The following is a 22,290-nucleotide window of genomic DNA, read 5'->3' on the forward strand; positions in this document are numbered from 1 at the left end:
TTGCCCCCCAGACTCTGTGAACATTGAGAAACACCAGCGTAGCGAACCTCGGTCAGAGTGTTCGAGATCACTTCATCACCACTCGGAGGAACACCGTGGACATCGTCCGTCACGTCATCAACGGAGTGGAGACCGCCGAGGCGGCTCGCACCGGCCAGGTCTTCGATCCCGCCACCGGCGAGGTCTCCAAGCACGTCGCCCTCGCCTCGTCCGCCGAGGTCGAATCCGCCATCTCCGCCGCAGCGGCCGCCCTGCCCGCATGGCGCGAGACGAGCCTGATCAAGCGCGCCGACGTCTTCTTCCGTCTGCGGCAGCTCCTCAAGGAGCGCACCCCCGAACTCGCCGCGATCGTCACGTCCGAGCACGGCAAGGTGCTCTCGGATGCCGCGGGCGAGGTGTCGCGCGGTATCGAGAACGTCGAGTTCGCCGCCGGCCTCGTGCACCTCCTCAAGGGCGAGCGCAGTGAGCAGGTCGCCCGCGGCGTCGATGTCCACTCCGTCAAGCAGCCCGTCGGTGTGGTGGCGGCGATCACGCCCTTCAACTTCCCCGTGATGGTGCCGCTGTGGATGATCGCCTCTGCGATCGCCTGCGGAAACACGGTCGTCCTCAAGCCCAGCGAGAAGGATCCCTCCGCCGCCGTGTGGATCGCGAAGCTGTTCGCCGAGGCCGGGCTTCCCGACGGCGTGCTCAACGTCGTCAACGGCGACAAGGAAGCGGTCGACGCACTCCTGGAGTCGCCTCGGGTGAACGCCGTCAGCTTCGTGGGGTCGACCCCGATCGCCCGCTCGATCTACCAGCGCGCCTCGGCCGCAGGGAAGCGGGTGCAGGCGCTCGGCGGTGCGAAGAACCACATGGTGGTGATGCCGGATGCCGATATCGACGCCGCCGCCGATGCCGCGGTCTCCGCCGCCTACGGTTCTGCCGGGGAACGCTGCATGGCCGTCTCCGTGCTCGTCGCCGTGGGTGACATCGCCGACGACCTGGTCTCTGCGATCGCCTCGCGCATCGACGGCCTGAAGATCGGCCCCGGTACCGATGCCGCGAGCGAGATGGGTCCCCTCATCACGCGCGAGCACCGCGACAAGGTCGCCTCCTACGTGACGGGAGCCGACGCCGAGGGAGCGACGGTCGTCGTGGACGGCACGCAGAAGTCCTTCGATTCCGAGGGGTTCTTCCTCGGCGTCAGCCTGATCGACCGGGTCGCGCCGGGAATGAAGGTCTATGACGATGAGATCTTCGGGCCGGTGCTGTCCGTGGTGCGCGTGGAGACCTACGCCGAAGCCGTCGAGCTCGTCAACGCGAACGCCTACGGCAACGGGACCGCGATCTTCACCCGCGACGGCGGCACCGCACGCCAGTACGAGTTCGACATCGAGGTCGGCATGGTCGGCGTGAACGTCCCGATCCCGGTGCCGATCGGTGCCTACTCGTTCGGCGGATGGAAGGACTCGCTGTTCGGCGACTCGCACATCTACGGTCCCGAGTCGGTGCACTTCTACACCCGCTCCAAGGTCGTCACGACCCGCTGGCCGGACCACACCCCGTCGCAGATCGACCTCGGCTTCCCGAGCAACCACTGACTGGAGCGACCACGATGACGAACTTCACCGACCGCCACGGGGCCGCCCACCCGCTCCCCGCCCCCGAGGCCGAGGCGCAGGTGCGCGCGGACGACCGCGGCCATGTGTTCCACTCCTGGAGCGCGCAGGCACTGATCGACCCGCTGCCCGTCGCCACGGGTCAGGGCTCGACGTTCTGGGACTACCAGGGGAACGCCTACCTCGACTTCTCGAGCCAGCTGGTGAACCTGAACCTCGGGCACCAGCACCCCGACCTGGTCGCCGCGATCCAGCAGCAGGCGGGGCGCCTCGCGACCATCCAGCCCTCGATGGCGAACGACGTGCGCGGTGAGCTGGCGCGTCTGATCGCAGAGGTCGCACCCGACGGCTTGGAGAAGGTCTTCTTCACCAACGGCGGCGCCGAGGCCAACGAATACGCGGTGCGCATGGCACGGCAGTTCACCGGCCGGCGCAAGGTGCTCTCGATGTATCGCAGTTACCACGGCTCGACGTCGACGGCGATTTCGCTCACGGGCGACCCGCGTCGCTGGGCCAATGACACGGTCGACTCCGGCGCGGTGCGCTTCTTCGGCCCCTATCTGTACCGTTCGCCGTTCCACGCCGAGACGCCGGAGCAGGAGTCCGAGCGCGCGCTCGCGCACCTCGAGCAGACGATCCAGCTGGAGGGGCCGCAGACGATCGCGGCGATCATCATCGAGACCGTCGTGGGCACGAACGGCGTGCTCGTGCCACCGCCCGGCTACCTGCAGGGCGTGCGCGATCTGTGCGACCGCTACGGGATCGTGTACATCGCCGACGAGGTCATGGTCGGATTCGGTCGGCTCGGCGAGTGGTTCGGCATCGACGCGTTCGACGGGCGCCCCGACCTCATCACCTTCGCGAAGGGTGTGAACTCCGGCTACGTGCCGCTGGGCGGGGTCGTGATCTCGGACCGGATCGCGAGTGCGTTCGACACGATGCCGTTCGCCGGCGGGCTGACCTACTCCGGGCACCCGCTCGCGTGCGCGGCCGGGGTCGCGACGTTCGAGGTGTTCCGCCGCGACGGCATCCTGGAGCGCGTGCGTGACCTGGGCGCGCGTGTGGTCGAGCCGACCCTGCGTCGATGGGAGCAGACGCACCCGAGCGTCGGAGAGGTCCGCGGGCGCGGGCTCTTCTGGGCGATCGAGCTCGTGCGCGATCAGGAGACCCGCGAGCCGCTGGTGCCGTTCAACGCGACCGGAGCGGATGCCGCCCCGATGGGTGCTTTCGCCACGGCCGCCAAGAAGGCCGGCGTCTGGCCGTTCACGCACTTCAACCGGGTGCATGTCGCTCCCCCGCTGGTGATCGACGAAGAGGAGCTGGTGCGCGGTCTGGACGCGATCGACAGCGCGCTGACCGTCGCCGACGAGGTCGCCGCCGGCTGATCCGAGCTCGAGCCCCGCGCGCTCCCGCGGGGCTCGAGCTCAACCGCCCGACGGGTCCGAGTTCGTGGCCGCGGCACCCTGCAGCGAGCGCAGCTTGGCCAACGGCGAGAGGGCGACGTAGAGCAGCTGCGCAGCGAACAGTGCGGTGGCGAGAAGCAGGCATCCTGTCGTGCCCCAGAACACGCTCACCAGCGCGGCCAGTGCCGCGCCGACCGGTCGAGCACCGTAGGTCGCCACGACGAGAAGGGAGGAGACGCGCCCCAGCATCTCTACCGGCGTGATCGCCTGACGGATCGACGTCGTCGTGATCGCCCAGATCACCGGGCCGAATCCGAAGAGGAAATAGCTCAGCATGGCGAGCACGGACGTCGGTGCGACAAGCGTCGCCGCCAGGGCGAGCGCGGCTCCGAAACCTCCGAGAGGACCGAGCAGCGCCGCGCCTCCGAGGCTGAGCCGCCTGGTGATCGCGGGCGAGACGGCTGCGCCCACGGCCATGCCCACTCCGCTCGCGGCGAGCGCGTACCCCACGTGCACCGGCGTCATGAGAAGGATGTCGACGGCGTAGACGACGAAGATCGCCTGGATGATGAACCAGCCGATGTTGAAGACGAACGAGGTCAGGATGATGGTGCGCAGCACCGGGATCGACCATCCGAATCGGGCGGCCTCGCGCAGGTCACGCAGGATGGGTCGGCGAGGTGCACCGCTCTGCGGTGGGATGTCGAGGCGGAGAAGCAACAGTATGCCCAGCACGCACAGTGTGGTCGCCACGACGAAGGCACTCGATGCGCCGAGCCACGACGCGAGCAGGCCGGCAGACGCGGGCCCGGCGATGAGCGCCGCGCTCCGGCCGAGCTCCACCCAGCGGTTCGCCTGGATGAGTTGATCCCGATCGACGAGCTGCGGTACCACAGCGGGCATCGCGACGCTGAACGCCACGGTTCCGACGGCACCGAGGAAGCCGATGAGCACGAGCTGTGGGAACGTGAGCACCTCGGTGACCAGGAGGACGATGGTCAGCGCCAAGGTCACGGCACGCAGCGACTCGGAGACGATCAGCACGGTTCTGCGGTTCAGCCTGTCCACCAGCAAGCCGACGGGGATTGCGAAGAGCAGGAACGGGAGCGTGTGAGCTACCTGCAGAACCGCTGTCTGAGCCGGGGAGGCTGAGAAGACCAGCACAGCGACCAGCGGCGCGGCGGCGAGGGACACCTGCTCGGCGAATTGGACGAGGACACCCGACCAGCCGACGCGGACGAAGGATCGGGGAAGCTTGCTCGTTGCCGAAGACACATCCTCACGGTATTGATCGTCCGCGGCGGACTCCGGCGGGAATCGGACGCGGCATCTGCCGGGTGTGCGCGGCAACTCGCTGGCATTGTCTTAGGAGTCACCCTGGAGGGTGAGATCCGCCCGAAGTTTCGCGCGTGCCCGTGAGTACCTGCTACGCACGGTCGTCGGCTTCTTGCCGAGGATCTTCGCCGCCTCTGCGAGAGAGAACCCATCCCAGTGGACGAGCTGGATGATCTCGCGATCGCCCGAAGAAAGTGCCTCGAGTGCCTCCCACACGTCGTCTCGTACGGGGCGGACGTCGCCGCTGACGAGCGCTTCCTCCTTGAGTCTGTCGCTGAGTTTTCGCCTGCGAGAGAGGGCTCGTCGATGGTTTGCGAGGATGTTCCGCGCGATCCCGAACATCCACATCCGTGCGTCCACGGGCTCTGCGGGCATGGCGTCGGCCTTGCGCCACATCGTCAGCAGGACTTCACCGGTGAGGTCCGCGGCATCGTCGGTGGAGACCACCCGCCGAGCGAAGTACGCGAACAGCGCACGCTTGCTCTCGTCGATCAGGCGAGGAAGGTCGAGCCTGTCGTCGCTCCACATCCACACCAGGGCCTCAAGGGGCTCCTCGGGACGGCCGGGCATCAGTGCCGCACCCATGTGCACGTCGAAGTACCTGCGGTGCCAATATCGACCCCATTGAGCAGTGTGAACGGGATCTCCTCCACAACCGCGGTGACAATGCCCGTGGACACCGTCACGCGGTCCAGGTCTGTCTGGGTTAGATCAGGATCAACGTCGGGATCGCCGACGTTGGTGGGATCCTTCTCACCGAGGTCGTAGCCGCGCTGGCCGATGCCGGTCCAGTCGTGCGAGGCGATCCAGTCCTTGGCCTCGGTGACGTTTGTGCCGTCCCACGAGGTGACCGCGAGGGAGTACGTGCACTCGACCGAGATCCCCTCGTCCGTGACGTACGAGATCGGGATGACGACGTCAGGGGTGAAGTTCGGGGCAATGTAGACGACTGCCGCCATCCCGAGAACTCCGACGCCCAGGAGCGCAGCCAGTGTCGTGGCGATGCGGATGCCCCGCCGGTGACGCGGCGGGCGCGCGTGCTGCTCTGCAGCGTTCCTGGCGACACGTTCGAGCATCGCGTCGAGGATTTCGGGCGACTCCGCCCACTTGTCATGTGGCGTGAGCAGCCGGTTGAGCTGTGTGTCGTCCATGGGTTTCCTCCGATGATCCGTTCACTACTGCTCATGTCCGATCATCCCCGGAATGTTGCATCGGAGGCAGCTGCGATCTCTGAACGATCTGCCTCGTGGCGCGCGTCCTTCGACGACGGCAGCGCGAGGCGTGCTCAATGAGCGAGGATACGGCCGACAGGTACGCACACCGAAACAAGAACGGCCGATCAGTCATGATCTCTCTGTCTGATCGGCCGTCTTCTCGGTGGACCTAAGGGGATTCGAACCCCTGACCTCCTCGATGCGAACGAGGCGCGCTACCAACTGCGCCATAGGCCCGTGAACAACATCTACGCTATCACGGCGAGAGGGCTGCTCGCTTCCGTCGGATCATCCGGCGGCACGGCGGGAGAGGAGTTCACGCACGTGCGCCTCGATTTCGGCGTCGTCGACGAAGCCCATCTTCGCGTAGGGCGAGGATGCGGCGGGAAGCGGTGTGGGAGCGGCGGGCGCCATCTGCTCGGCACGCTCGCGGAGCGCCGCCACCCGCGCCGCCTTCCGACGTTCTTCCTGCGCCTCGATCTGATCCTGAGCGGCCTGTGCACGCGACCCGGCGACGGAGACCAGGGGCTCCGGCAACGGCCGTGGCGTCCAGGTCGCCCGGCCCTGGTCATGCAGTTCGGGAGCTGCGACGCGTTCGACCACCGGAGTGGACACGACGTGCGTGGCGCGTGCGGCCCGAGCGGCGACAGCTGCCATCCGCTGAAGCGCGATTCCGGCGGGAACGATCAGAGCGCCACCGAGCCACAGCAGCAGCGAGGAGCCGGCGACGACGAGCTGCCAGATCCCGAAGCCGACGGCGGCGAGACCGAGCAGGAGCGAGACGGTCGACACCATGCGCACGCGACGACGCGCGCGGGCACGACGGATCACCGGGTCTGCCCTGGTCGCGGCAAGCTGTTCCCGCAGTGACTCGAGCTCTGCGGCCTCACGCTCGGACTGCACGCGCTTGGCGAGCTTCTGCTGCGCCAATGCGGTGCGTGCATTCAGTTCGAAACGAACCTCTTGCGGCGTCTCGCTCGTCTCGGCGAGAACCCTCAGCGCCTGGTTCAGGCGGACGGCGTTGCGCTCCGCGGCGTTGTACTGAAAGCGGCCACGCCACGACGGGAGCAGATAGAGCATCCAGAGGAGCACGGCGACGAGTACGATCACCCCTCCACTCAGCACCGGCCCGTCCATGGGGATAACGCTACGGGCACAGGGGCGGCGTGGCCGTACAGAAGGGCGCGTGTCGCGGCGAGTCCTTCCGGATCCGCCCGGTTCGGGGTCTCGTCAGAACGAGATGCGGTCGGAGGGCGGCACAGTCGAGGCATCCGGCGGCACCTGACCGCTCAGCCACCGCGCCAGCACTCCCTGCGGCACATCCTCCTGCGTCAGCGCGAACGCGTAGTGATCACGCCAGTCGCCATCGATGTGGATGTACCGGCGGCGCAGACCTTCGTAGCGGAACCCGAGCTTCTGCACGACGCGGATGCTCGCGGCGTTCTCGGGACGGATGCAGATCTCCATCCGGTGCAGCCCGTACTCCGTGAAGCATGCGTCCGTGGCGAGCGCGACGGCGGTCGGGGTGATGCCCCGCCCGGCGAACCGCTCGCTCACCCAGTAACCGATCGTCGCCGAGCACAGGGAGCCGCGGGCGACACCCCACACGTTGAGCTGTCCCGCCACCTCACCGTCGTACTCCATGACGAAGGGGTAGCCCGAACCGTCACGGTACTGCTGCAGCAGCCTCCTGATGCTGAGTCGCATGTCGAAGGACACCGAGCCGTAGGGGACCGTCGCCTCCCACGGCTGCAACCAGGAACGGTTCGCGAGCAGTTCGTGCTGCAGCGGGCGGGCATCCTTCGCGCGGATGAGCCGCAGTTCGATGGGTCCGTGTCGCATCCCCGCCGCCAGTTCCATGCCGCACCGACCCCGCAGAGTCGCCTAGAGGCGTTCCGCGAACTCCTTGAGCCACGGGCGCAGTTCGGGTCCGAGGTCATCCCGGTCCGCTGCGAGCTGGACGATCGCCTTGATGTAGTCGACGCGGTCGCCCGTGTCGTAGCGGCGTCCGCCGAAGATGACGCCGACGACGCCGGGACCCTGCGGATCGGTCGCGAGCTCCTGCAGCGCATCCGTGAGCTGAATCTCGCCGCCCTTACCCGGCTCGGTGCGCTCGAGGATCTCGAAGACCGATGCCGGCAGGACGTAGCGGCCGATGATGGCGAGGTTCGAGGGAGCATCCTCCTGCGCGGGCTTCTCGACGAGCCCGGTGACGCGAACGGCGTCCGACCCCTCGATGTCCTCGACCGCGGCGGCGCCGTACATGTGGATGTTCGCGGGGTCGACCTCCATGAGCGCGATCACCGCGGCACCGGTGCGCTCGTGCTCGGCGATCATGTCCGTCAGCAGGGGGTCGCGCTCGTCGATGAGATCGTCTCCGAGGAGCACCGCGAAGGAGCTGTCCCCCACGTGGGTCCGTGCCCGCAGGACGGCGTGCCCGAGGCCCTTCGGCTCTCCCTGACGCACGAAGTGGATGTCGGCGAGGTCGCTCGACTTCATCACCCGCTCCAGCCGCCCCGTGTCGCCCTTCTCCATGAGCTTCACCTCGAGCTCGGGAACCGAGTCGAAGTGGTTGGAGATGGCGTTCTTGTTGCGGCCGATGATGACGAGGATGTCATCGATCCCTGCGTCCGCCGCCTCTTCGACCACGTACTGGATGGCCGGCTTGTCGACGACCGGAAGCATCTCCTTCGGCATCGCCTTCGTCGCAGGCAGGAATCGTGTCCCCAGTCCTGCTGCGGGAATGACGGCCTTGATCTTCTGTGCACCCATCCCCACAGCCTAGCGGTGAGCATCGCCGTAGACTCGAAGCCATGTCGAACGACGTCGAACACGCCAAACGCGCGCTCCGCGCCGATCTGCGCGAGCGGCGTCAGCTCCTCTCGGACGCGCAGCGCGAAGCCGCCGCCACCGCCATCGGTGAACGACTCGACGCGCTCATCGACGATCTCGGCGCCCGCTCGATCTCGTGCTTCCTCTCCACCACCACAGAACCGGGCACTCGCGAATTCGTGACACGGGCGGTGCGCCGCGGCATCCGCGTCCTCCTTCCCGTCACTCGCGCCGACGGGCTTCTCGACTGGGCCGTCGCCACGGAGGACGATGAGATCGCCGAGGGGCTCTACGGACTTCCGGAGCCGACCGGAGAGGTCCTCGGCCCGATCGCCGTCAACGACGTGGAGCTGATGATCGTCCCCGCCTCCGCCGTCGACCGCAGCGGGATGCGGATGGGCTGGGGGCGCGGATACTTCGACAAGACGATCGGCTCGATGGAGAGATGCCCTCCGGTCTATGCGGTCGTCTATGATTCCGAGGTACTCGACGAACTTCCGAGCGAGGTGCACGACCAGCCGGTGAACGGCGTCGTCACCCCCTCGCAGACGCTCACCCTGTCGCCTCCGCGACGCTGACCCGCAAGGACGCCCATGCCCACCTACGCCTATGCCTGCACCTCGTGCGGACACCAGTTCGATGCCGTGCAGAGCTTCGCCGACGATGCGCTCTCGGTGTGCCCGGAGTGCGGCGGCGCCCTGCGCAAGCAGTACGGCTCGATCGGGGTGACGTTCAACGGCTCCGGCTTCTATCGCACGGACTCGCGCGCCAAATCCGGTGGTTCGAAAGACACTTCGGCATCATCGAAGTCGGAATCGACGACGAGCGCCAAGCCGGCCGCTGCGTCGACACCGGCCTCTTCCTGAGGCCCTGACCTGTTCGGAGATCCCATGTTCAAAGGCTTCAAGGACTTCCTGCTCCGCGGCAACGTCATCGACCTCGCCGTCGCCGTCGTCATCGGCACGGCGTTCACCGCGATCGTCACCGCGGTCGTCAACAGCATCATCAACCCACTGATCTCCCTCTTCCTCAAGGCCGACGCCGCGGGAGATTTCGGGATCCCCGTGACGAACATCTACGGCGAAGAGGTCCTGTTCCCGATCGGCGACCTGATCTCGGCGATCATCAGCTTCCTGGCCGTCGCCGCGGTGGTCTACTTCGTCTTCGTCCTGCCGATGAACACCTTCAAGGCCCGGGTCGAAGCACGAAAGGGCACGCCGGCGGAAGAGCCTGAGGAAGAGCCCGCCGCAGCGAGCGAGGCCGAGCTGCTCGTCGAGATCCGCGACCTGCTCAAGGCACAGCGCGGGGCCTGACCGCTCCCCCCATCACCAGAGACGCACGGCTCCTCCTCGGAGGACCGTGCGTTTCTCGTCCGCCGACCGCACCATCGGCAGCCCGGTCCCTCAGTAGTGCGGGGGCACGTCCTGGATGAGCTGGTCATCGTTCGGACCTTTCGGCCCCTTCGACCGCGCCGGTGGCGGCGTCGACTCACCGGGTGCGGACTCCGGTGCCGGATCACTGCCGGGAACCGGCGTCAGGCGAGCACGACGGGAGCCGGGGACCCGCACCACGCTCTGGCGCGGAGTCCGGTCGTCATTCTCGTCAGTCATTCTGGGTGTCGATGATGTCGATCGGCTGCGTGTCGTTCTCCGCACGCGGGGCGGAGTCGGAGATGCCGAGCACGGCGGCGATGCGCGTCGCCACCGTCACCGGATCGCTGTACAGATCGAAGGCGTGCACGCGCACGTAGTGCCAGCCGAGACGACGCAGCACGTGCGGCCGCAGACGCAGGGTCTCCCGCAACGATTCACCCCGGGATTCCGGATCGGATTCGATGACGACGGCCTTGCCCGCGTGCTGCGCGACGAGCGGCAGCAGCCCGCGGTAGTCGACGTCGACAGAGGCACCGAGCCGCCGGAGCTCCCGGGCCAGAGCGAGGGTGAGGGGGTCTGCGAGGTCCTCGAGCCGCGCATCCCGACTACGCGTGGCGAGTCCCCCGAGGATCGACATCAATGTGGCCGCGCCGTGCTCGAGACGCCCATCGTCGAACGACGAGGGCCGGATCGAGGAGACCAGGACCATCGAACGGCGGGCACGGGTCATCCCGACGGTCAGGAGCCGCTCGCCGTCTGGGGTGGAGAGGTCGCCGAAGTCGCTCAGGACACGACCGTGCTTGGTGAGTCCGAAGCCGAGCGAGAAGATGACGCGGTCCCGGCTCTCGGCGACCGATTCCTCGAGGGTCAGCACCGCGAAGGGCTCGACCGTGTCCCGTCCGACGAAATCGGCCACATCCGATCGGCCGGCGAAGGCGGAGGTGACGGCCGCGCGCACCCGCTCCGCGTGGCGAGCGCTGGCCGTGACGACCATGAGCGACTCCGACGGGCGGTGCACGGCATGCTCGACGACGAGTGTGACCACTCGGGCGACCTCGGCATCCGGGCTCTCGACCGCGCCCGAGATCGGATCGGGAGTGCCGGTGCCGCCCTCGACGTAGTCGACCGTGAGACTGCCGCGACCGAGGTACGAGCCGGCCCAGGGCAGCGACACGATCTCGCCGCCGTAGAACGCGTCGTTGATGAGTTCCGCGAGGTCCTCGCCACCGGCTCGGTAGCTCCGGGTCAGCGTCATCACAGGCAGCAGCTCGGACAGCCGCTCGAACGCCGAGACGTCGTCGAACGGGACCTCGGGCTCCCACGAATCCTCCGGATCGACCGCGATGTGGAAGGGCGTCGGGCGCTGTGTGACCGGGTCCCCGAACGCCACGATCTGACGAGCACGACGGATCGTCGGCGCTGCCTCGGCGAGGTTGATCGCCGCCGCGTCGACGAGGAGGACGGTGTCGAACTCCACGGACTCCGGGATCTCCGGCACCTGATACGGCGAGGAGATCCAGACGGGAGCGAGCACGTCGACGAGCGCGGGCGCGGCACTGACGATCTGCGCGGTGGTCGCCGACTGCTGCGTCAGCGCGCGGCGGAGGTGCTGCGATTGCTGAGGCTCGTCGACGATCGCGATCCGCCACTGGTTCGCGAGCTGCCAGGCGAGAAGAGGACCCGCCATCGCGGCATGCGCTTCATCCACCAACCGGAAGTCCCGCTCGAGACGGTCGACCACGGCGGTGTTCGCGCCGAGGAGGGCACGGTTGTCCTGCAATGCTCGCTCGAGGAGTGACTGCCACCAGGCGAACTCGAGCTCCTCCCCCACCTGCGACTCGGAGACGTGTCGCACCGAGAGTTCCGTGAGCAGCGGCTCGAGCCCGAGGAGCGCCAGACGGTCACGCAGCTGTGCGCGCTCCACGAGGTTCTCGAAGACGTCGGACTTGGCAGCGAGCCCGGCCAGGGTCCGCACGAGTCGTGCCACGGGCAGCGAGGCCAGAGGCTCGCGGCGCCCGAGCGCGGCATCGAGCTCCGCGAGCTCGGCCTCCGCCCGCTGCCAGGCGGCGTAGACGTCGGCGAGACCGAGCGGGATCTCCGGAGCGGCACCGGCTTCGACATAGCGCTGCCACTGCGTGCGCTGGGCCTGGATCCGCAGCAGGGCCTCGTGCATCTCGGTGACGTGGACGCCCGGACGCACATACTCCTTGGCGAGACGACGCAGCCGCCGCCTGTTCGCCCCGGAGAGCCCGGGCGCATCGCGACGCGAGCCGTGCGCCTGGATGAGCTCGCCGAGCGGACGCTCGAACACGGTGGGACTGAAGCGGTCCAGGGAGTCGCGGATGCCCTGCAGCAGCCGCAGGTACTCGCCGAGTTCGTCGATGGTCGAGAACGGACGCATGTGCGTCTGCGCGATGAGTTCGTAGCCGCGTTCCAGGAGGGCGGGCACGCTGCTGGAGTGCAGCCTCCCGGCCAGTTCATGGGCGGCGCGTGCGGCCTCGGTGCTGGCGAAGGTGACGCCGTACCAGGGAGAGTCGTTCGGACCGAAGCGGAACTCGCCGAGACGTGCCGCCTGGGCGAGCGCTTCGGCGGCTTCGCTGCGGTCTGACGCCAGACGACGCAGTGCGTCTGATCCGAGCCGCGCGGTCGTGGAGGGAGGAACCGGCAGGGAGGCGAGCCGGGTGAGTTGGCGGGTCGCGTCGAGCACCGATGCGTCCATGCCGGCGATCGGCGCGGTGAGCGCCTGTCGATAGTCGCGAAGCACCGTGCGCAGGCGCACCAGCGCATCGTCGACCTCGCTGACCTTCGGAGCCGCGGCCTTCTCGTTGCGACCGATGGCCCTCACAAGGTCGCGGCGCACGCTGGCGGGCGAGATCGCAAGACTGTCCAGACCGATGCCCGCGAGCCGATGCCGCACACCGTCCAGCGTCGACCGACGGGCGGAGACCACGAGCACCCGCTTACCGCCCCGCACCAGTTCGCCGAGCGCGTTGATCACGGTCTGCGTTCCGCCCGTGCCGGGAAGTGTCGCGACGGTCAGGGAGTGCCCCGCGGCGATGCGTGCGAGCACGGCTTCCTGCTCGGCGTCGGCATCGAGGAGCAGGTTGTCGGACGCGGGAGCACGATCGTCGGGGCCGGTGTGGTGCGGCGTGGCCCGCGGTGCCGTGACACGCTCGCGGTCGCCGACGTGGCCGCCCAGCGCGTTGAGGACCACGTGGTCGAGGCTTCCCCCATCACGCGACATCGCACCGGACACGTCCGCGAACGTCGAGACGACGAGCCGCGGCTCGACCGAGAACGTGTCAATGGAGCGCGTCATCGCTCGCAGGCTGTCGATCACGGGCTGCGGCTTGAAGATGCCGCCGTCATAAGCGAGGGCGGCGAGCGCCGCGGCGTCGATCGAGAGGCCGAAGTGTTCGCGTGCGATCCGGACGAGCGCGGGGTTCACCTCGAAGGCGCCCTGCAGCTTCAGCTCGAAGTCCGAGTGATGGCGACGGATCGCCAGCGGGCGCAGCAGCACGGGTGCGGCGAAGCCTGCCCCTCCGATGCGCCACCCCGCGACGCCGACGGCGAGGTGCACTGCCTCGATCCCTCGGACCGTGCGGAGTTCGGTGTTCTTCGCGGTGATGCGCTCCGCCGCGAGTCGCGCGGTGCGCAGGCCCACCTCATCGCGGAACAGATTCGACAGGAGGGTCGACTTGCCGGTGATGAACTGCGGCAGGCTGCCCGGATGCGCTTTGGAGATGTCGATGCCGGACTCGACGGTGTCGCGGAAGCTGACCAGCGGCGACGGGCCTCCCAGATCAGCGGCCTCGGCCCTCAAACGGGTCCGTTCGGCCTCGGCGGCATGCGCGATGTCGACACCGGTCGCGGTCTCACGCAGGTCACCGATCGACACAGCAGCTTCCGCCGCTGCGTCCTCCGCAGACCTGTCTTCACGTCGCCACACATTGACACCCTAGGCGCGACACGCGGAGAGCGAGAGTATCCCAGGCGGGTTTCCGCCGAATTTCCGCCGGAGACGGGCGACCCGCACTCCTCCTGCCCCGCGCTCCACCGTTTCGTCTTATCCACCTGAGCCGGGCGGAGGATGGTCCGCGACCACTGTCGCCGGTCAGGATGGTGCCATGACCTTCCGCTACGACTTCGCTCCGACTCCGTTCGGCGACGCCCTCGCGGTGTTCTCCGACGAGGGCATCGTACGATTCGACCTCTCCGAGTCCGAAGACCCGCACGTCCCCTGGCTCCTCGAAGGGGTCGCCCGCCAACTGCACGCCGTCCCGGAACCCGACCCCGGCGCCGCCGACGAGCTCGCGCACCTGCTCGCCGAGTACTTCGACGGCACACCGGTCGCCTTCCAGGAGCGCCTCCGGCTCGATTGGCGCCTGACCGACGGCTTCGCGCGTACCGCGCTGCAGACCATCAGCGGCATCGCCTGGGGAGAGACGATGAGCTACGGCGACGTCGCCGTGATGGCAGGACACCCCGGCGCCGCTCGCGCCGTCGGCACCGCGTGTCGGCTCACACCGTTCTCGATCATCGTTCCCGTGCACCGGGTGGTGCGCTCGGATGGAAGCCCTGGGCATTACGGCGCACACCCCGAACGCAAGCGGTTCCTGCTCGACCTCGAAGCCGGCTGACCCCGCGTGGCGCGAGACGTGGACCCGGCGAGTAGGCCGCCGGGTCCACGTCTGACGCCAGGAGAGAAGAAGGCCGGGTGATAAAGTCGACGCTACGAAACGGGGCACGCAGTCGTCACCCGGAAGCAGGTAATCGTGAGCGCTCCCGCCACCCTCGAATCCGAGACCGAACTCGTCGCCAATGCCGTGCGCGAGCTCGCCAGACGAACTCGTTTCCCCGTCGCTTTCGGCGGTCTCATCGAAGAGGGCGTCGTGAGCGTCACCAGCATCGTCGGCGCACGCACCCGCTCGCTGGACGGACTGCGCGTCCGCCCGGAGCGCGGACTGGGCGGACGAGCGATGATGGAGTTGCGCCCGCGGATGACGAGCGACTACGGCTCGTCCCAGCAGATCACGCATGACTACGACGTGTTCGTCCTCGGTGAAGGCCTGCGCACGCTCCTCGCCCTGCCGATCATCGTGCAGGGCCGCCCCCGCGGCGTCCTCTACGCCGGCGGGTGGGATGAGGAACAGGTCGGCGGCGTGACCACCGCACCTGCCATGCAGGTGGCGCAGTCGGTCGCCGACGAGCTGCGCATCCGTGACGAGGTCCAGCGGCGGATCCAGGCGAACACCGGCGGGGGCGATGCCGTAGCCCCGCCACAGCGTGAGGAACTCCGGGAGAGCTTCGCCGAATTGCGCAGCATCGCGGCTTCCCTCGATGACGCCGAACTCCGTGCGCGCATCGCGCGGGTCGAGCAGCGCCTCGTCACCCTCGCAGGCGATGATCCGACCGTCTCGACCAGTCCGATCCCCACCGTTCGCCTCTCTCCGCGGGAGACCGACGTGCTCGCCTGCGCCGCGATGGGGGCGACCAACGCGGAGATCGCGACGCAACTGGGTCTGCGCGAGGGCACCATCAAGGCGTATCTCGGCACGGCGATGTCCAAACTCGACGCCTCCACGCGACATGCCGCCGTCACGCGCGCACGGCGTGCAGGTCTCCTCCCGTGAACATATTCACCGCATAAATGTCAATTCGCTATTGTCCGGTTGCTCGGTTTCGCCGGATGACATATATTCGCATTCATGGCGAGAAGAATTGTGCATCAGCTGGTAGACGACATCGACGGCAGTGTCCTCGAAGTAGGTGAAGGCGAGACCGTCCACTTCTCGTTGAATGGCGCCTCCTACGAGATCGATCTGAATTCGTCCCACGCCGAGGAGTTGCGCGCGGCTCTCGAGCCGTACATCTCCGCCGGACGCCGCGCCGGTTCTTCCGCCGCGACCCGCACGTCGCCTTCGCGCAAGCGCCCTGCCCGCAATCCGGAGGTCGCGGCGATCCGCGCCTGGGCCAAGGAGAACGGCCACACTCTCTCCGAGCGCGGACGAATTCCCGCGCCTATCGTCGACGCGTACAACGCCGCACACTGATCTCGTACCGAGTCATCCCTTCGGGGAAGACTATTCAGCCGTCTCCTGCAACCACGGCTCATCCCGCAAAGTGATCTCCTCGGTCATGTCCGCGAGGAATCGGATGACGACTTCCCTTTCCGCAGGGCTGAGGCGCGCCGCGGAATAGAAGCGCTTGGCCTGCTGACGGCCGACCGTCTCCATCGCGGCCAATCGCGTCTCCGGCGTGATGGCGATATGAAGTGCCCGCCTGTCGGTGGGGTGCGGCGCCCGCGTGATGTGCCCGCCCTTCTCCAACCGGTCGAGGAGCTTCGTCGTCGCCGCCGTGGAGACGCCGAGGTGGTGCGCGATACCCCCGGGGGTCGCGACCAGCTGCCGGTTCGCGCACACGATCAAGTAGTGCAGCGCACGCATGTCGGTCTCGTTGAGCCGCATGTAGCGCCGGGACGCCTGTGAGAGCTTCTGCTCCGCCTCTCGCAGATTCGCGAGCGACTCCATGAGCCGGGCGATCTGTCGCAGCTCCTCGGGTGGCACGCCCTGCCGGTCCACGAGCGTGCTGCGCGGATCGCTGGCGTCGACGTCGTAGATCGCCGAATGCGTCAGTCCGTCGGGAGTCTTCTCGTGCCCACTCTCGCTGGGGTCACCGTTCGACAACACTTCCTCCGCGCTCTCCTTCGGGGTGGTGCCGGGCTCCGTGTCCATGCGATCATGTTACACACCAACAGTTTCATGCTAAGTTGACTACTTACCAAGTTAGCGAAACACCGGACGCCTCGGAATCAAGGAGATGCCATGGATGACGTGACCCTCCTTGCCGAAGACGGGACCGCCGTGGGCACGCTGCCGAAGCGCGACGTCCACACCCGTGACACCCCGCTGCATCTCGCTTTCTCCTGCTACGTCCTCGACACGCACGGCCGCCTCCTGCTCACGCGTCGCGCGCTCGCGAAGAAGACCTGGCCGGGCGTGTGGACGAACAGCTTCTGCGGTCACCCCCGCCCCGAGGAGGACATGCTCGATGCCGTCCGGCGGCACGGTGTCCACGAGCTCGGGATCGATCTCACCGACCTGCGCCTCGTCCTCCCCGACTACCGCTACCGAGCCGTGGACGCGAGCGGGATCGTCGAGAACGAGATCTGTCCCGTGCACGTCGCCGTTATCGACAGCCAGCCCTCGGCGAACCCCGACGAGGTGTCCGAGTGGATCTGGGTCGACGTGGCCGCTCTCGTCGAGGGCATCACGCACACCCCGTTCGCCTTCAGCCCCTGGCTCGTCGAGCAGCTTCCGATTCTTCGACGACTCGGCGAGGTCTGACCGATGAGCGGCACAGTGACGGAAGAGGACCTCGGGACGCGCATCGAAGAAGCTCTGCGCCACCGCTTCTCGGAGCGCAGCGCGGCTGCCGAGAAATACGGAGCGGAGTTCGTCGGACTCTGGCGCGCCGCCGCGCAGCACGCTCTCGGCGGAAAGCTCGTCCGTCCTCGCCTCCTCATCGACCTTCTGCAATCACTCTCCCCCTCGCCCTTGTCGGAGCGGGAGACCGCGTGCGCGATCGATGTGGCCGCACACGTCGAGCTCCTCCACTTCGCCTTCCTCCTGCACGACGACGTCATCGACGGCGACCTGACCCGGCGGCGCGGCCCGAACCTGATCGGCGCTCTGGTCGCGGCCCACGCCGATGCTCATGTCGAGCCCGCACTGCACTGGGCGCGCTCGAGTGCGATCCTCCTCGGGGACATGCTTCTCTCCTCGGCCGTGCTGGGATTCGCGCGAGCCGATGTCTCCGCCGACGCCCGTGAGCGCCTGCTCTCCCTGCTCGAGCAGACGATCTTCGAGACCGTGGCCGGAGAACATGCCGACGTCGCACTGAGCGACGGCGTGATCGCGCCCGATCTGCGGACCATCCTCGCGACGAGCACTTACAAGACGGCGACCTACTCCTTCGTGCTCCCCCTGCGCGCCGCCGCCGTGCTCGCGGGTTCATCCCCCGCCGCCGAGGAACAGCTCAGCGAGATCGGTCGGCATCTCGGCCTCGCCTACCAGTTGCAGGATGATCTGCTCTCCGTTTTCGGCGACCCCGGACAACACGGCAAGGACGCCTACTCCGACCTGCGCGAGGGCAAGGAGACGGCGATCATCGCCTACGCCCGCATGACGGCGCACTGGGAGAGCATCGAGGTGCACTTCGGCAGATCCGAACTCACCGTCTCGGAGGGGTCCGAAGCCCGCGATCGATTGCGCGCGTGCGGTGCCGAGAGCTTCGTCCTCGGACTCATCGACGAGCATCTGGATGCGGTGTCCACCGCGCTTGCCGCCGCGGAGTCCGACGGCACGCTCCCCGCCGCGGCTGCCCAGACGATCCGCGCTCACGCGTCCCGCGTCGAAGGGCGCCGCCGATGACCGCGGAACCGGCTGATCGCACGGACGACACCGCGCTGCGGCGCTTCAACCGCACGGCGGAGATCGCCACGACCGATGTGATCCGCACGTACTCGACGTCGTTCGGGCTCGCCACCCGGCTTCTCGGCCGACGTCATCGTCAGCACGTCCGCAACATCTACGCCATGGTGCGCATCGCCGATGAGATCGTCGACGGGGTCGCCGCCGAGGCTGGACTCGACAGCACTGCACAGACGGCGGCGCTCGCCTCCTACATCGAAGAGACGCACCGCTCGATGCGGACGGGGTACAGCAGCGACCTCATCCTGCACGCCTTCGCACGGACGGCACGCGAGTGCGGTATCGGCGAGGACCTGACCGGGCCGTTCTTCGCCTCGATGAGCGCCGACCTCGCCGACGACGCCGACTTCACGGCCTACGATGCCGACGCCCACGCCGACTACGTCTACGGTTCCGCCGAGGTGGTCGGACTCATGTGCCTCCAGGTCTTCCTTCGGGGGGCGGATCGGACGGACGAAGAGCTCCGCACCCTCCGCCGCGGTGCGCGCCAACTGGGCGCCGCGTTCCAGAACGTCAACTTCCTCCGCGATCTCGCCGACGACACGGACCGGCTCCACCGCGGGTACCTCGGGGGGTCCGCACGGCTGACGGATGCGGACCGCGATGCCTGGGTGGCGACGGTGTTCCGGCAGCTGGCGGATGCCGAAGCCGCCATCCCCCTCCTCCCGAAGGATTCCCGCGCCGCGGTGCGGAGCGCCCTCTCCCTGTTCGCCGCGCTCACCCGACGCGTGGCGAAGACGCCCGTGGAGGTGCTGTACCGCCGACGCATTCGTGTGCCGGATCCGATCAAGGCCGTGCTCGCGGGTCGCGCCGTGATCGTGACGACGTGGGAGCGGGACCGATGAGCCGCGTGGTGGTGATCGGTGCGGGCGTCGCCGGCCTCGCGACGGCCGGCCTCCTGGCGAAGGACGGGCACGAGGTCGTCGTCCTCGAGAAGAACGACCGTGTCGGCGGGCGCGCAGGATCCATCGAGCGGGACGGGTTCCGCTTCGACTCAGGGCCCTCGTGGTACCTGATGCCGGAGGTGTTCGATCACTTCTTCGCGATGATGGGGACCTCGACGTCGGAGCAGCTCGACCTCACCGCGCTCGACCCGGGATATCGGGTGTTTCGTTCGCCTCGGTCCTCGGGGTCGGTGAGCGTCCCCGCGGGACGTGACGCGGTCACCGAGCTCTTCGACGAGCTGGAGCCGGGCTCCGGTCCCGCCCTCGACGCGTATCTGGACTCCGCGCGCGACGCAGCGGCGATGGCGGAGAAGTACTTCCTGTACAACCCGTTCACCCGCATGCGCACTCTCGCCGCCCCGGAGGTCCTGCGGGCGCTCCCCCGGCTGTTCACGCTCCTCGGCACCCGACTGCAGTCGTTCGCGGAGCAGCGATTCCTCCATCCGGTCGTGCGCCAGATCCTCGGCTACCCCGCCGTCTTCCTCGGCACCGACCCGCGCACCGCTCCTGCGATGTACCACCTCATGAGCGCACTCGACCTCGATCAGGGCGTGCGCTACCCCCAAGGCGGCTTCTGGCGCGTCGTCGAACGGATCGACGCGCTGGCTCGCGCGGCGGGCGCGCGGATCGTGACCGGTGCTGATGTCACCGGCATCCACACGCAGGACGGCCCCGACGGCGTGCACACGACCGGCGTCGGCTGGACGGACGACGCGGGCGTCGCACACGTGGAGCACGCCGACATCGTGGTCTCGGCCGCGGACCTGCACCACACCGAGACCGTGCTGCTGCCGCCTTCCCTGCAGACCTACCCCGAGTCCTGGTGGTCACGGCGTACCAGCGGGCCCGGCGGGGTGCTCGTGATGCTGGGAGTGCGGGGCTCGTTGCCTGAGCTTCCGCATCATTCCCTGTTCTTCACCGATGACTGGGACGCCAACTTCGACGCGATCTTCGGAGCGACGCCGACCATTCCCGATCCGGCGTCGACCTACGTGTGCCGACCGAGCGCCTCGGATCCCGATGTCGCTCCGGAGGGCCATGAGAACCTGTTCGTCCTGATCCCGGTCCCGGCAGACGTCGAACTCGGACACGGCGGACCCGACGGGACGGGATCACCCGCGGTCGAGAGCGCGGCGGATGCCGCGATCGATCAGATCGCCACCTGGGCCGGGATCCCGGATCTGCGCGAACGCATCGTGGTGCGCGAGACGATCGGCCCCGCGGACTTCCAGGACGACTACCACTCCTGGCGAGGAGGAATGCTGGGACCGGCGCACATCCTGTCCCAGAGTGCGATGTTCCGCGCGCAGAACGCCTCCCGGCGTGTGCAGGGCCTGTTCTACGCCGGGGCCACCACCGCGCCGGGTGTCGGCGTCCCGATGTGCCTCATCAGTGCGGAGATCGTCCTCAAGCGCATCCGCGGTGATCACTCCCCCGGCCCGCTCCCCGTTCCCGTGCCCACCGTTGTCGGGACGGAGGCGTCCTGATGGGCATGGTGTACCTGGCGGCCCTTCTCCTGTCGCTGGGCTGCATGCTGCTGCTGGATTGGCGGTTCCGCCTCTTCTTCTGGCGCGATGTCGTGTCGGCGACGGTCGTGACAGTCGTCGGGCTCGTCTTCTTCCTCCTGTGGGATGTGGCGGGCATCGCCAACGGGATCTTCTTCCGCGGTGACGGCGCGATCGCGACCGGGATCGTGCTCGCGCCGGAACTGCCGATCGAAGAACCCGTGTTCCTGCTGTTCCTCGTGGTGTGCACGATGGTGATCTACACCGGGGCCGAACGCCTGATCACGCGCTGGCGTGAAAACCGTCGTGCAGGGGCGGGTGCGTCATGAGCTACATCCAACTCGCCGCCTGCTTCCTGCTCGTCGCCGTCGTGGTCGGCGTCATCCTGCCGCTTCTCCGCCGACGCCGCGGACCGCTCCCGGCCGCTGTGCTGCTCACCGTGCTGGTGCTCTTCGTCCTCACCGCCGTGTTCGACACCGTGATGATCGCGAGCGGATTGTTCCACTACGCGCAAGGTCCGCTGCTCCGGATCCACATCGGGCTGGCCCCCGTCGAGGACTTCGCCTACCCGCTGGCCGGTGCCCTGCTCCTTCCCGCCGTGTGGGCCGAACTGCGCGCGCGACGGCGGGCACGCGAGGACCGCAACACCGACGAGGAGCACGGATGAGCGCCGGAGCCACACCATCCCGCACGCTCGGACGGGATCTCGCGCAGATCCTGCTGTCGTCGCGACCCATCAGCTGGATCAACACCGCGTTCCCTTTCGCAGCCGCCTACCTGCTCACCACCCGTGAGCTCGATGTGACCCTGCTGGTCGGCACGCTGTACTTCCTCATCCCGTACAACCTGGCGATGTACGGCATCAACGACGTCTTCGACTACGCGTCCGACCTCGCGAACCCGCGCAAGGGCGGGATCGAGGGCGCTCTCCTGGCACCGCGCATCCATCGCGCCACCCTCTGGGCAGCGGCAGGGACGAACATCCCGTTCCTCGCCTATCTCGTGATCGTCGGCAACCCGGCGTCCTGGTTCTGGCTGGCCGTGAGCGTGTTCGCGGTGATCGCCTACTCCGCACCGGTGCTGCGCTTCAAGGAGCGGCCGTTCCTCGATTCGATGACGTCGAGCACGCACTTCGTCAGCCCGGCGATCGTCGGGCTCGCGCTGGCCGGAGCATCCGTCACGGCCGCCACCACGCTCACCCTCGTCGCGTTCTTCCTGTGGGGCATGGCAGCGCATGCCTTCGGTGCTGTGCAGGACGTCGGACCGGACCGCGAAGCCGGAATCTCCTCGATCGCGACCGTGATCGGGGCGAGAGCGACCGTCCGACTGTCCCTGTCGCTGTGGGTGCTCGCCGGAGCCGCGATGCTCCTGACTCCCTGGCCGGGACCGCTGGCCGCGGTGCTCGCACTGCCCTATGTGGTGAACGCGGCACCGTGGTGGAACGTCGACGACGCCGGCTCGGCAGCCACGAACCGGGCCTGGCGGCGCTTCATCGCGCTGAACTATTTCGCCGGTTTCCTCGCGACGATGATCCTCATCCTCGCGTGGGTGTCCTGACCCTCCCCGACAACAGAAACCCTTCCGAGAGGAACAC

At 68.0% G+C, this 22,290-nt stretch carries 24 protein-coding genes and 1 tRNA gene; 15 read left to right on the forward strand and 10 right to left on the reverse strand.

Translation table 11 applies throughout. The annotated features are described in order from the left end of the window. The first annotated feature begins 95 nt into the window (after positions 1-95). A complete protein-coding gene (locus ACLF6J_RS12600; protein WP_134351876.1) occupies positions 96-1,580 on the forward strand; it encodes a CoA-acylating methylmalonate-semialdehyde dehydrogenase in 1,485 nt (494 codons plus the stop codon). Positions 1,581-1,594: 14 nt separating this feature from the next. Next, on the forward strand, positions 1,595-2,983 hold the full coding sequence (locus ACLF6J_RS12605; protein ID WP_134351878.1) for an aspartate aminotransferase family protein: 1,389 nt from the start codon (positions 1,595-1,597) through the stop codon (positions 2,981-2,983). A gap of 39 nt (positions 2,984-3,022) precedes the next feature. Here ACLF6J_RS12605 and ACLF6J_RS12610 read toward each other — a convergent pair whose 3' ends face one another. From ACLF6J_RS12610 to galU, 7 genes are all read right to left on the reverse strand, one after another. Beyond that, on the reverse strand, positions 3,023-4,276 hold the full coding sequence (locus ACLF6J_RS12610) for an MFS transporter (RefSeq protein WP_134351880.1): 1,254 nt from the start codon (positions 4,274-4,276) through the stop codon (positions 3,023-3,025). A 90-nt stretch (positions 4,277-4,366) separates the two neighbouring features. Continuing rightward, positions 4,367-4,906 (reverse strand): RNA polymerase sigma factor, encoded by a 540-nt coding sequence (locus tag ACLF6J_RS12615; protein WP_208526472.1) that lies wholly within the window; start codon positions 4,904-4,906, stop codon positions 4,367-4,369. Beyond that, positions 4,906-5,487, reverse strand: a complete 582-nt coding sequence (locus ACLF6J_RS12620; RefSeq protein WP_134351884.1) for a hypothetical protein — start codon at positions 5,485-5,487, stop codon at positions 4,906-4,908. The genes ACLF6J_RS12615 and ACLF6J_RS12620 overlap by 1 nt, the downstream gene beginning before the upstream one ends. A gap of 227 nt (positions 5,488-5,714) precedes the next feature. Then, positions 5,715-5,787, reverse strand: a tRNA-Ala gene (locus ACLF6J_RS12625). 51 nt (positions 5,788-5,838) lie between these two features. Further along, a complete protein-coding gene (locus tag ACLF6J_RS12630) occupies positions 5,839-6,687 on the reverse strand; it encodes a hypothetical protein (protein ID WP_047524270.1) in 849 nt (282 codons plus the stop codon). 93 nt (positions 6,688-6,780) lie between these two features. After that, positions 6,781-7,392 (reverse strand): GNAT family N-acetyltransferase, encoded by a 612-nt coding sequence (locus tag ACLF6J_RS12635; RefSeq protein ID WP_081997095.1) that lies wholly within the window; start codon positions 7,390-7,392, stop codon positions 6,781-6,783. A gap of 42 nt (positions 7,393-7,434) precedes the next feature. Next, complete coding sequence (galU, locus tag ACLF6J_RS12640) at positions 7,435-8,322, reverse strand: UTP--glucose-1-phosphate uridylyltransferase GalU (protein ID WP_131491515.1); 888 nt, start codon at positions 8,320-8,322, stop codon at positions 7,435-7,437. Between the two features lie 41 nt (positions 8,323-8,363). On the opposite strand from galU, the gene ACLF6J_RS12645 reads away from it, so the two are divergent. The 3 genes from ACLF6J_RS12645 to mscL are packed head-to-tail and all read left to right on the forward strand — an operon-like array spanning position 8,364 to position 9,695. Beyond that, positions 8,364-8,960 (forward strand): 5-formyltetrahydrofolate cyclo-ligase, encoded by a 597-nt coding sequence (locus ACLF6J_RS12645; RefSeq protein WP_047524267.1) that lies wholly within the window; start codon positions 8,364-8,366, stop codon positions 8,958-8,960. Positions 8,961-8,975: 15 nt separating this feature from the next. Continuing rightward, positions 8,976-9,248: an FmdB family zinc ribbon protein gene (locus tag ACLF6J_RS12650; RefSeq protein WP_047524266.1), complete on the forward strand. Its 273-nt coding sequence runs from the start codon at positions 8,976-8,978 to the stop codon at positions 9,246-9,248. Positions 9,249-9,272: 24 nt separating this feature from the next. Beyond that, positions 9,273-9,695, forward strand: coding sequence for a large conductance mechanosensitive channel protein MscL (mscL, locus tag ACLF6J_RS12655; protein ID WP_131491513.1), 423 nt, complete (start codon positions 9,273-9,275; stop codon positions 9,693-9,695). Positions 9,696-9,785: 90 nt separating this feature from the next. On the opposite strand, the gene ACLF6J_RS12660 is transcribed toward mscL, so the two are convergent. Both ACLF6J_RS12660 and ACLF6J_RS12665 read right to left on the reverse strand, forming a co-directional pair. Continuing rightward, the gene (locus ACLF6J_RS12660) at positions 9,786-9,992 is read right to left on the reverse strand and encodes a hypothetical protein (RefSeq protein WP_047524264.1); all 207 of its coding nucleotides are present in this window, start codon (positions 9,990-9,992) and stop codon (positions 9,786-9,788) included. Beyond that, on the reverse strand, positions 9,985-13,704 hold the full coding sequence (locus ACLF6J_RS12665; RefSeq protein WP_166804653.1) for an AAA family ATPase: 3,720 nt from the start codon (positions 13,702-13,704) through the stop codon (positions 9,985-9,987). Before ACLF6J_RS12665 ends, ACLF6J_RS12660 begins: the two co-directional genes overlap by 8 nt. A gap of 178 nt (positions 13,705-13,882) precedes the next feature. Here ACLF6J_RS12665 and ACLF6J_RS12670 point away from each other — a divergent pair, with 178 nt between their 5' ends. From ACLF6J_RS12670 to ACLF6J_RS12680, 3 genes are all read left to right on the forward strand, one after another. Next, a complete protein-coding gene (locus ACLF6J_RS12670) occupies positions 13,883-14,395 on the forward strand; it encodes a methylated-DNA--[protein]-cysteine S-methyltransferase (RefSeq protein WP_134351886.1) in 513 nt (170 codons plus the stop codon). A gap of 135 nt (positions 14,396-14,530) precedes the next feature. Continuing rightward, entirely contained in the window at positions 14,531-15,388 is an 858-nt protein-coding gene (locus ACLF6J_RS12675; RefSeq protein ID WP_131491511.1) for a LuxR C-terminal-related transcriptional regulator, read from the forward strand. A 75-nt stretch (positions 15,389-15,463) separates the two neighbouring features. After that, positions 15,464-15,808, forward strand: a complete 345-nt coding sequence (locus tag ACLF6J_RS12680; protein WP_131491510.1) for a histone-like nucleoid-structuring protein Lsr2 — start codon at positions 15,464-15,466, stop codon at positions 15,806-15,808. A gap of 30 nt (positions 15,809-15,838) precedes the next feature. Here the strand turns inward: ACLF6J_RS12680 and ACLF6J_RS12685 are convergent, their stop codons facing one another. Continuing rightward, entirely contained in the window at positions 15,839-16,489 is a 651-nt protein-coding gene (locus ACLF6J_RS12685; RefSeq protein ID WP_134351888.1) for a MarR family winged helix-turn-helix transcriptional regulator, read from the reverse strand. A 90-nt stretch (positions 16,490-16,579) separates the two neighbouring features. Here ACLF6J_RS12685 and idi point away from each other — a divergent pair, with 90 nt between their 5' ends. Genes idi through ACLF6J_RS12720 form a run of 7 tightly spaced genes read left to right on the forward strand, consistent with a single transcriptional unit; the run spans position 16,580 to position 22,253 of the window. Further along, positions 16,580-17,101 carry an isopentenyl-diphosphate Delta-isomerase gene (gene idi, locus ACLF6J_RS12690; RefSeq protein ID WP_134351890.1) on the forward strand — a complete coding sequence of 174 codons (522 nt, stop codon included), beginning with the start codon at positions 16,580-16,582 and terminating at the stop codon, positions 17,099-17,101. A 3-nt stretch (positions 17,102-17,104) separates the two neighbouring features. Then, positions 17,105-18,187, forward strand: a complete 1,083-nt coding sequence (locus tag ACLF6J_RS12695; protein ID WP_047522488.1) for a polyprenyl synthetase family protein — start codon at positions 17,105-17,107, stop codon at positions 18,185-18,187. Next, positions 18,184-19,092, forward strand: a complete 909-nt coding sequence (locus ACLF6J_RS12700) for a phytoene/squalene synthase family protein (RefSeq protein ID WP_134351891.1) — start codon at positions 18,184-18,186, stop codon at positions 19,090-19,092. The genes ACLF6J_RS12695 and ACLF6J_RS12700 overlap by 4 nt, the downstream gene beginning before the upstream one ends. Beyond that, the gene (gene crtI, locus ACLF6J_RS12705) at positions 19,089-20,678 is read left to right on the forward strand and encodes a phytoene desaturase family protein (protein ID WP_134351893.1); all 1,590 of its coding nucleotides are present in this window, start codon (positions 19,089-19,091) and stop codon (positions 20,676-20,678) included. Before ACLF6J_RS12700 ends, crtI begins: the two co-directional genes overlap by 4 nt. Next, on the forward strand, positions 20,678-21,025 hold the full coding sequence (locus ACLF6J_RS12710) for a lycopene cyclase domain-containing protein (RefSeq protein WP_134351895.1): 348 nt from the start codon (positions 20,678-20,680) through the stop codon (positions 21,023-21,025). Before crtI ends, ACLF6J_RS12710 begins: the two co-directional genes overlap by 1 nt. Next, positions 21,022-21,363, forward strand: a complete 342-nt coding sequence (locus tag ACLF6J_RS12715; protein WP_134351897.1) for a lycopene cyclase domain-containing protein — start codon at positions 21,022-21,024, stop codon at positions 21,361-21,363. The genes ACLF6J_RS12710 and ACLF6J_RS12715 overlap by 4 nt, the downstream gene beginning before the upstream one ends. Continuing rightward, positions 21,360-22,253 (forward strand): prenyltransferase, encoded by an 894-nt coding sequence (locus tag ACLF6J_RS12720; RefSeq protein ID WP_134351899.1) that lies wholly within the window; start codon positions 21,360-21,362, stop codon positions 22,251-22,253. Before ACLF6J_RS12715 ends, ACLF6J_RS12720 begins: the two co-directional genes overlap by 4 nt. The last annotated feature ends 37 nt before the right edge of the window (positions 22,254-22,290 follow it).

The organism is Microbacterium sp. IO18 (genome assembly GCF_049099505.1).
Classification (GTDB): domain Bacteria; phylum Actinomycetota; class Actinomycetes; order Actinomycetales; family Microbacteriaceae; genus Microbacterium; species Microbacterium aurugineum.

Excerpts from the sequence above, each read along its gene's own strand:
- ACLF6J_RS12605 (WP_134351878.1), top strand. The coding sequence starts at position 1,595 with ATGACGAACTTCACCGACCGCCACGGGGCCGCCCACCCGCTCCCCGCC.
- ACLF6J_RS12615 (WP_208526472.1), bottom strand. The coding sequence starts at position 4,906 with ATGCCCGGCCGTCCCGAGGAGCCCCTTGAGGCCCTGGTGTGGATGTGG.
- ACLF6J_RS12620 (WP_134351884.1), bottom strand. The coding sequence starts at position 5,487 with ATGGACGACACACAGCTCAACCGGCTGCTCACGCCACATGACAAGTGG.
- ACLF6J_RS12630 (WP_047524270.1), bottom strand. The coding sequence starts at position 6,687 with ATGGACGGGCCGGTGCTGAGTGGAGGGGTGATCGTACTCGTCGCCGTG.
- ACLF6J_RS12635 (WP_081997095.1), bottom strand. The coding sequence starts at position 7,392 with ATGCGACACGGACCCATCGAACTGCGGCTCATCCGCGCGAAGGATGCC.
- galU (WP_131491515.1), bottom strand. The coding sequence starts at position 8,322 with ATGGGTGCACAGAAGATCAAGGCCGTCATTCCCGCAGCAGGACTGGGG.
- ACLF6J_RS12645 (WP_047524267.1), top strand. The coding sequence starts at position 8,364 with ATGTCGAACGACGTCGAACACGCCAAACGCGCGCTCCGCGCCGATCTG.
- ACLF6J_RS12650 (WP_047524266.1), top strand. The coding sequence starts at position 8,976 with ATGCCCACCTACGCCTATGCCTGCACCTCGTGCGGACACCAGTTCGAT.
- mscL (WP_131491513.1), top strand. The coding sequence starts at position 9,273 with ATGTTCAAAGGCTTCAAGGACTTCCTGCTCCGCGGCAACGTCATCGAC.
- ACLF6J_RS12660 (WP_047524264.1), bottom strand. The coding sequence starts at position 9,992 with ATGACTGACGAGAATGACGACCGGACTCCGCGCCAGAGCGTGGTGCGG.
- ACLF6J_RS12670 (WP_134351886.1), top strand. The coding sequence starts at position 13,883 with ATGACCTTCCGCTACGACTTCGCTCCGACTCCGTTCGGCGACGCCCTC.
- ACLF6J_RS12680 (WP_131491510.1), top strand. The coding sequence starts at position 15,464 with ATGGCGAGAAGAATTGTGCATCAGCTGGTAGACGACATCGACGGCAGT.
- ACLF6J_RS12685 (WP_134351888.1), bottom strand. The coding sequence starts at position 16,489 with ATGGACACGGAGCCCGGCACCACCCCGAAGGAGAGCGCGGAGGAAGTG.
- idi (WP_134351890.1), top strand. The coding sequence starts at position 16,580 with ATGGATGACGTGACCCTCCTTGCCGAAGACGGGACCGCCGTGGGCACG.
- ACLF6J_RS12695 (WP_047522488.1), top strand. The coding sequence starts at position 17,105 with ATGAGCGGCACAGTGACGGAAGAGGACCTCGGGACGCGCATCGAAGAA.
- ACLF6J_RS12700 (WP_134351891.1), top strand. The coding sequence starts at position 18,184 with ATGACCGCGGAACCGGCTGATCGCACGGACGACACCGCGCTGCGGCGC.
- crtI (WP_134351893.1), top strand. The coding sequence starts at position 19,089 with ATGAGCCGCGTGGTGGTGATCGGTGCGGGCGTCGCCGGCCTCGCGACG.
- ACLF6J_RS12710 (WP_134351895.1), top strand. The coding sequence starts at position 20,678 with ATGGGCATGGTGTACCTGGCGGCCCTTCTCCTGTCGCTGGGCTGCATG.
- ACLF6J_RS12715 (WP_134351897.1), top strand. The coding sequence starts at position 21,022 with ATGAGCTACATCCAACTCGCCGCCTGCTTCCTGCTCGTCGCCGTCGTG.
- ACLF6J_RS12720 (WP_134351899.1), top strand. The coding sequence starts at position 21,360 with ATGAGCGCCGGAGCCACACCATCCCGCACGCTCGGACGGGATCTCGCG.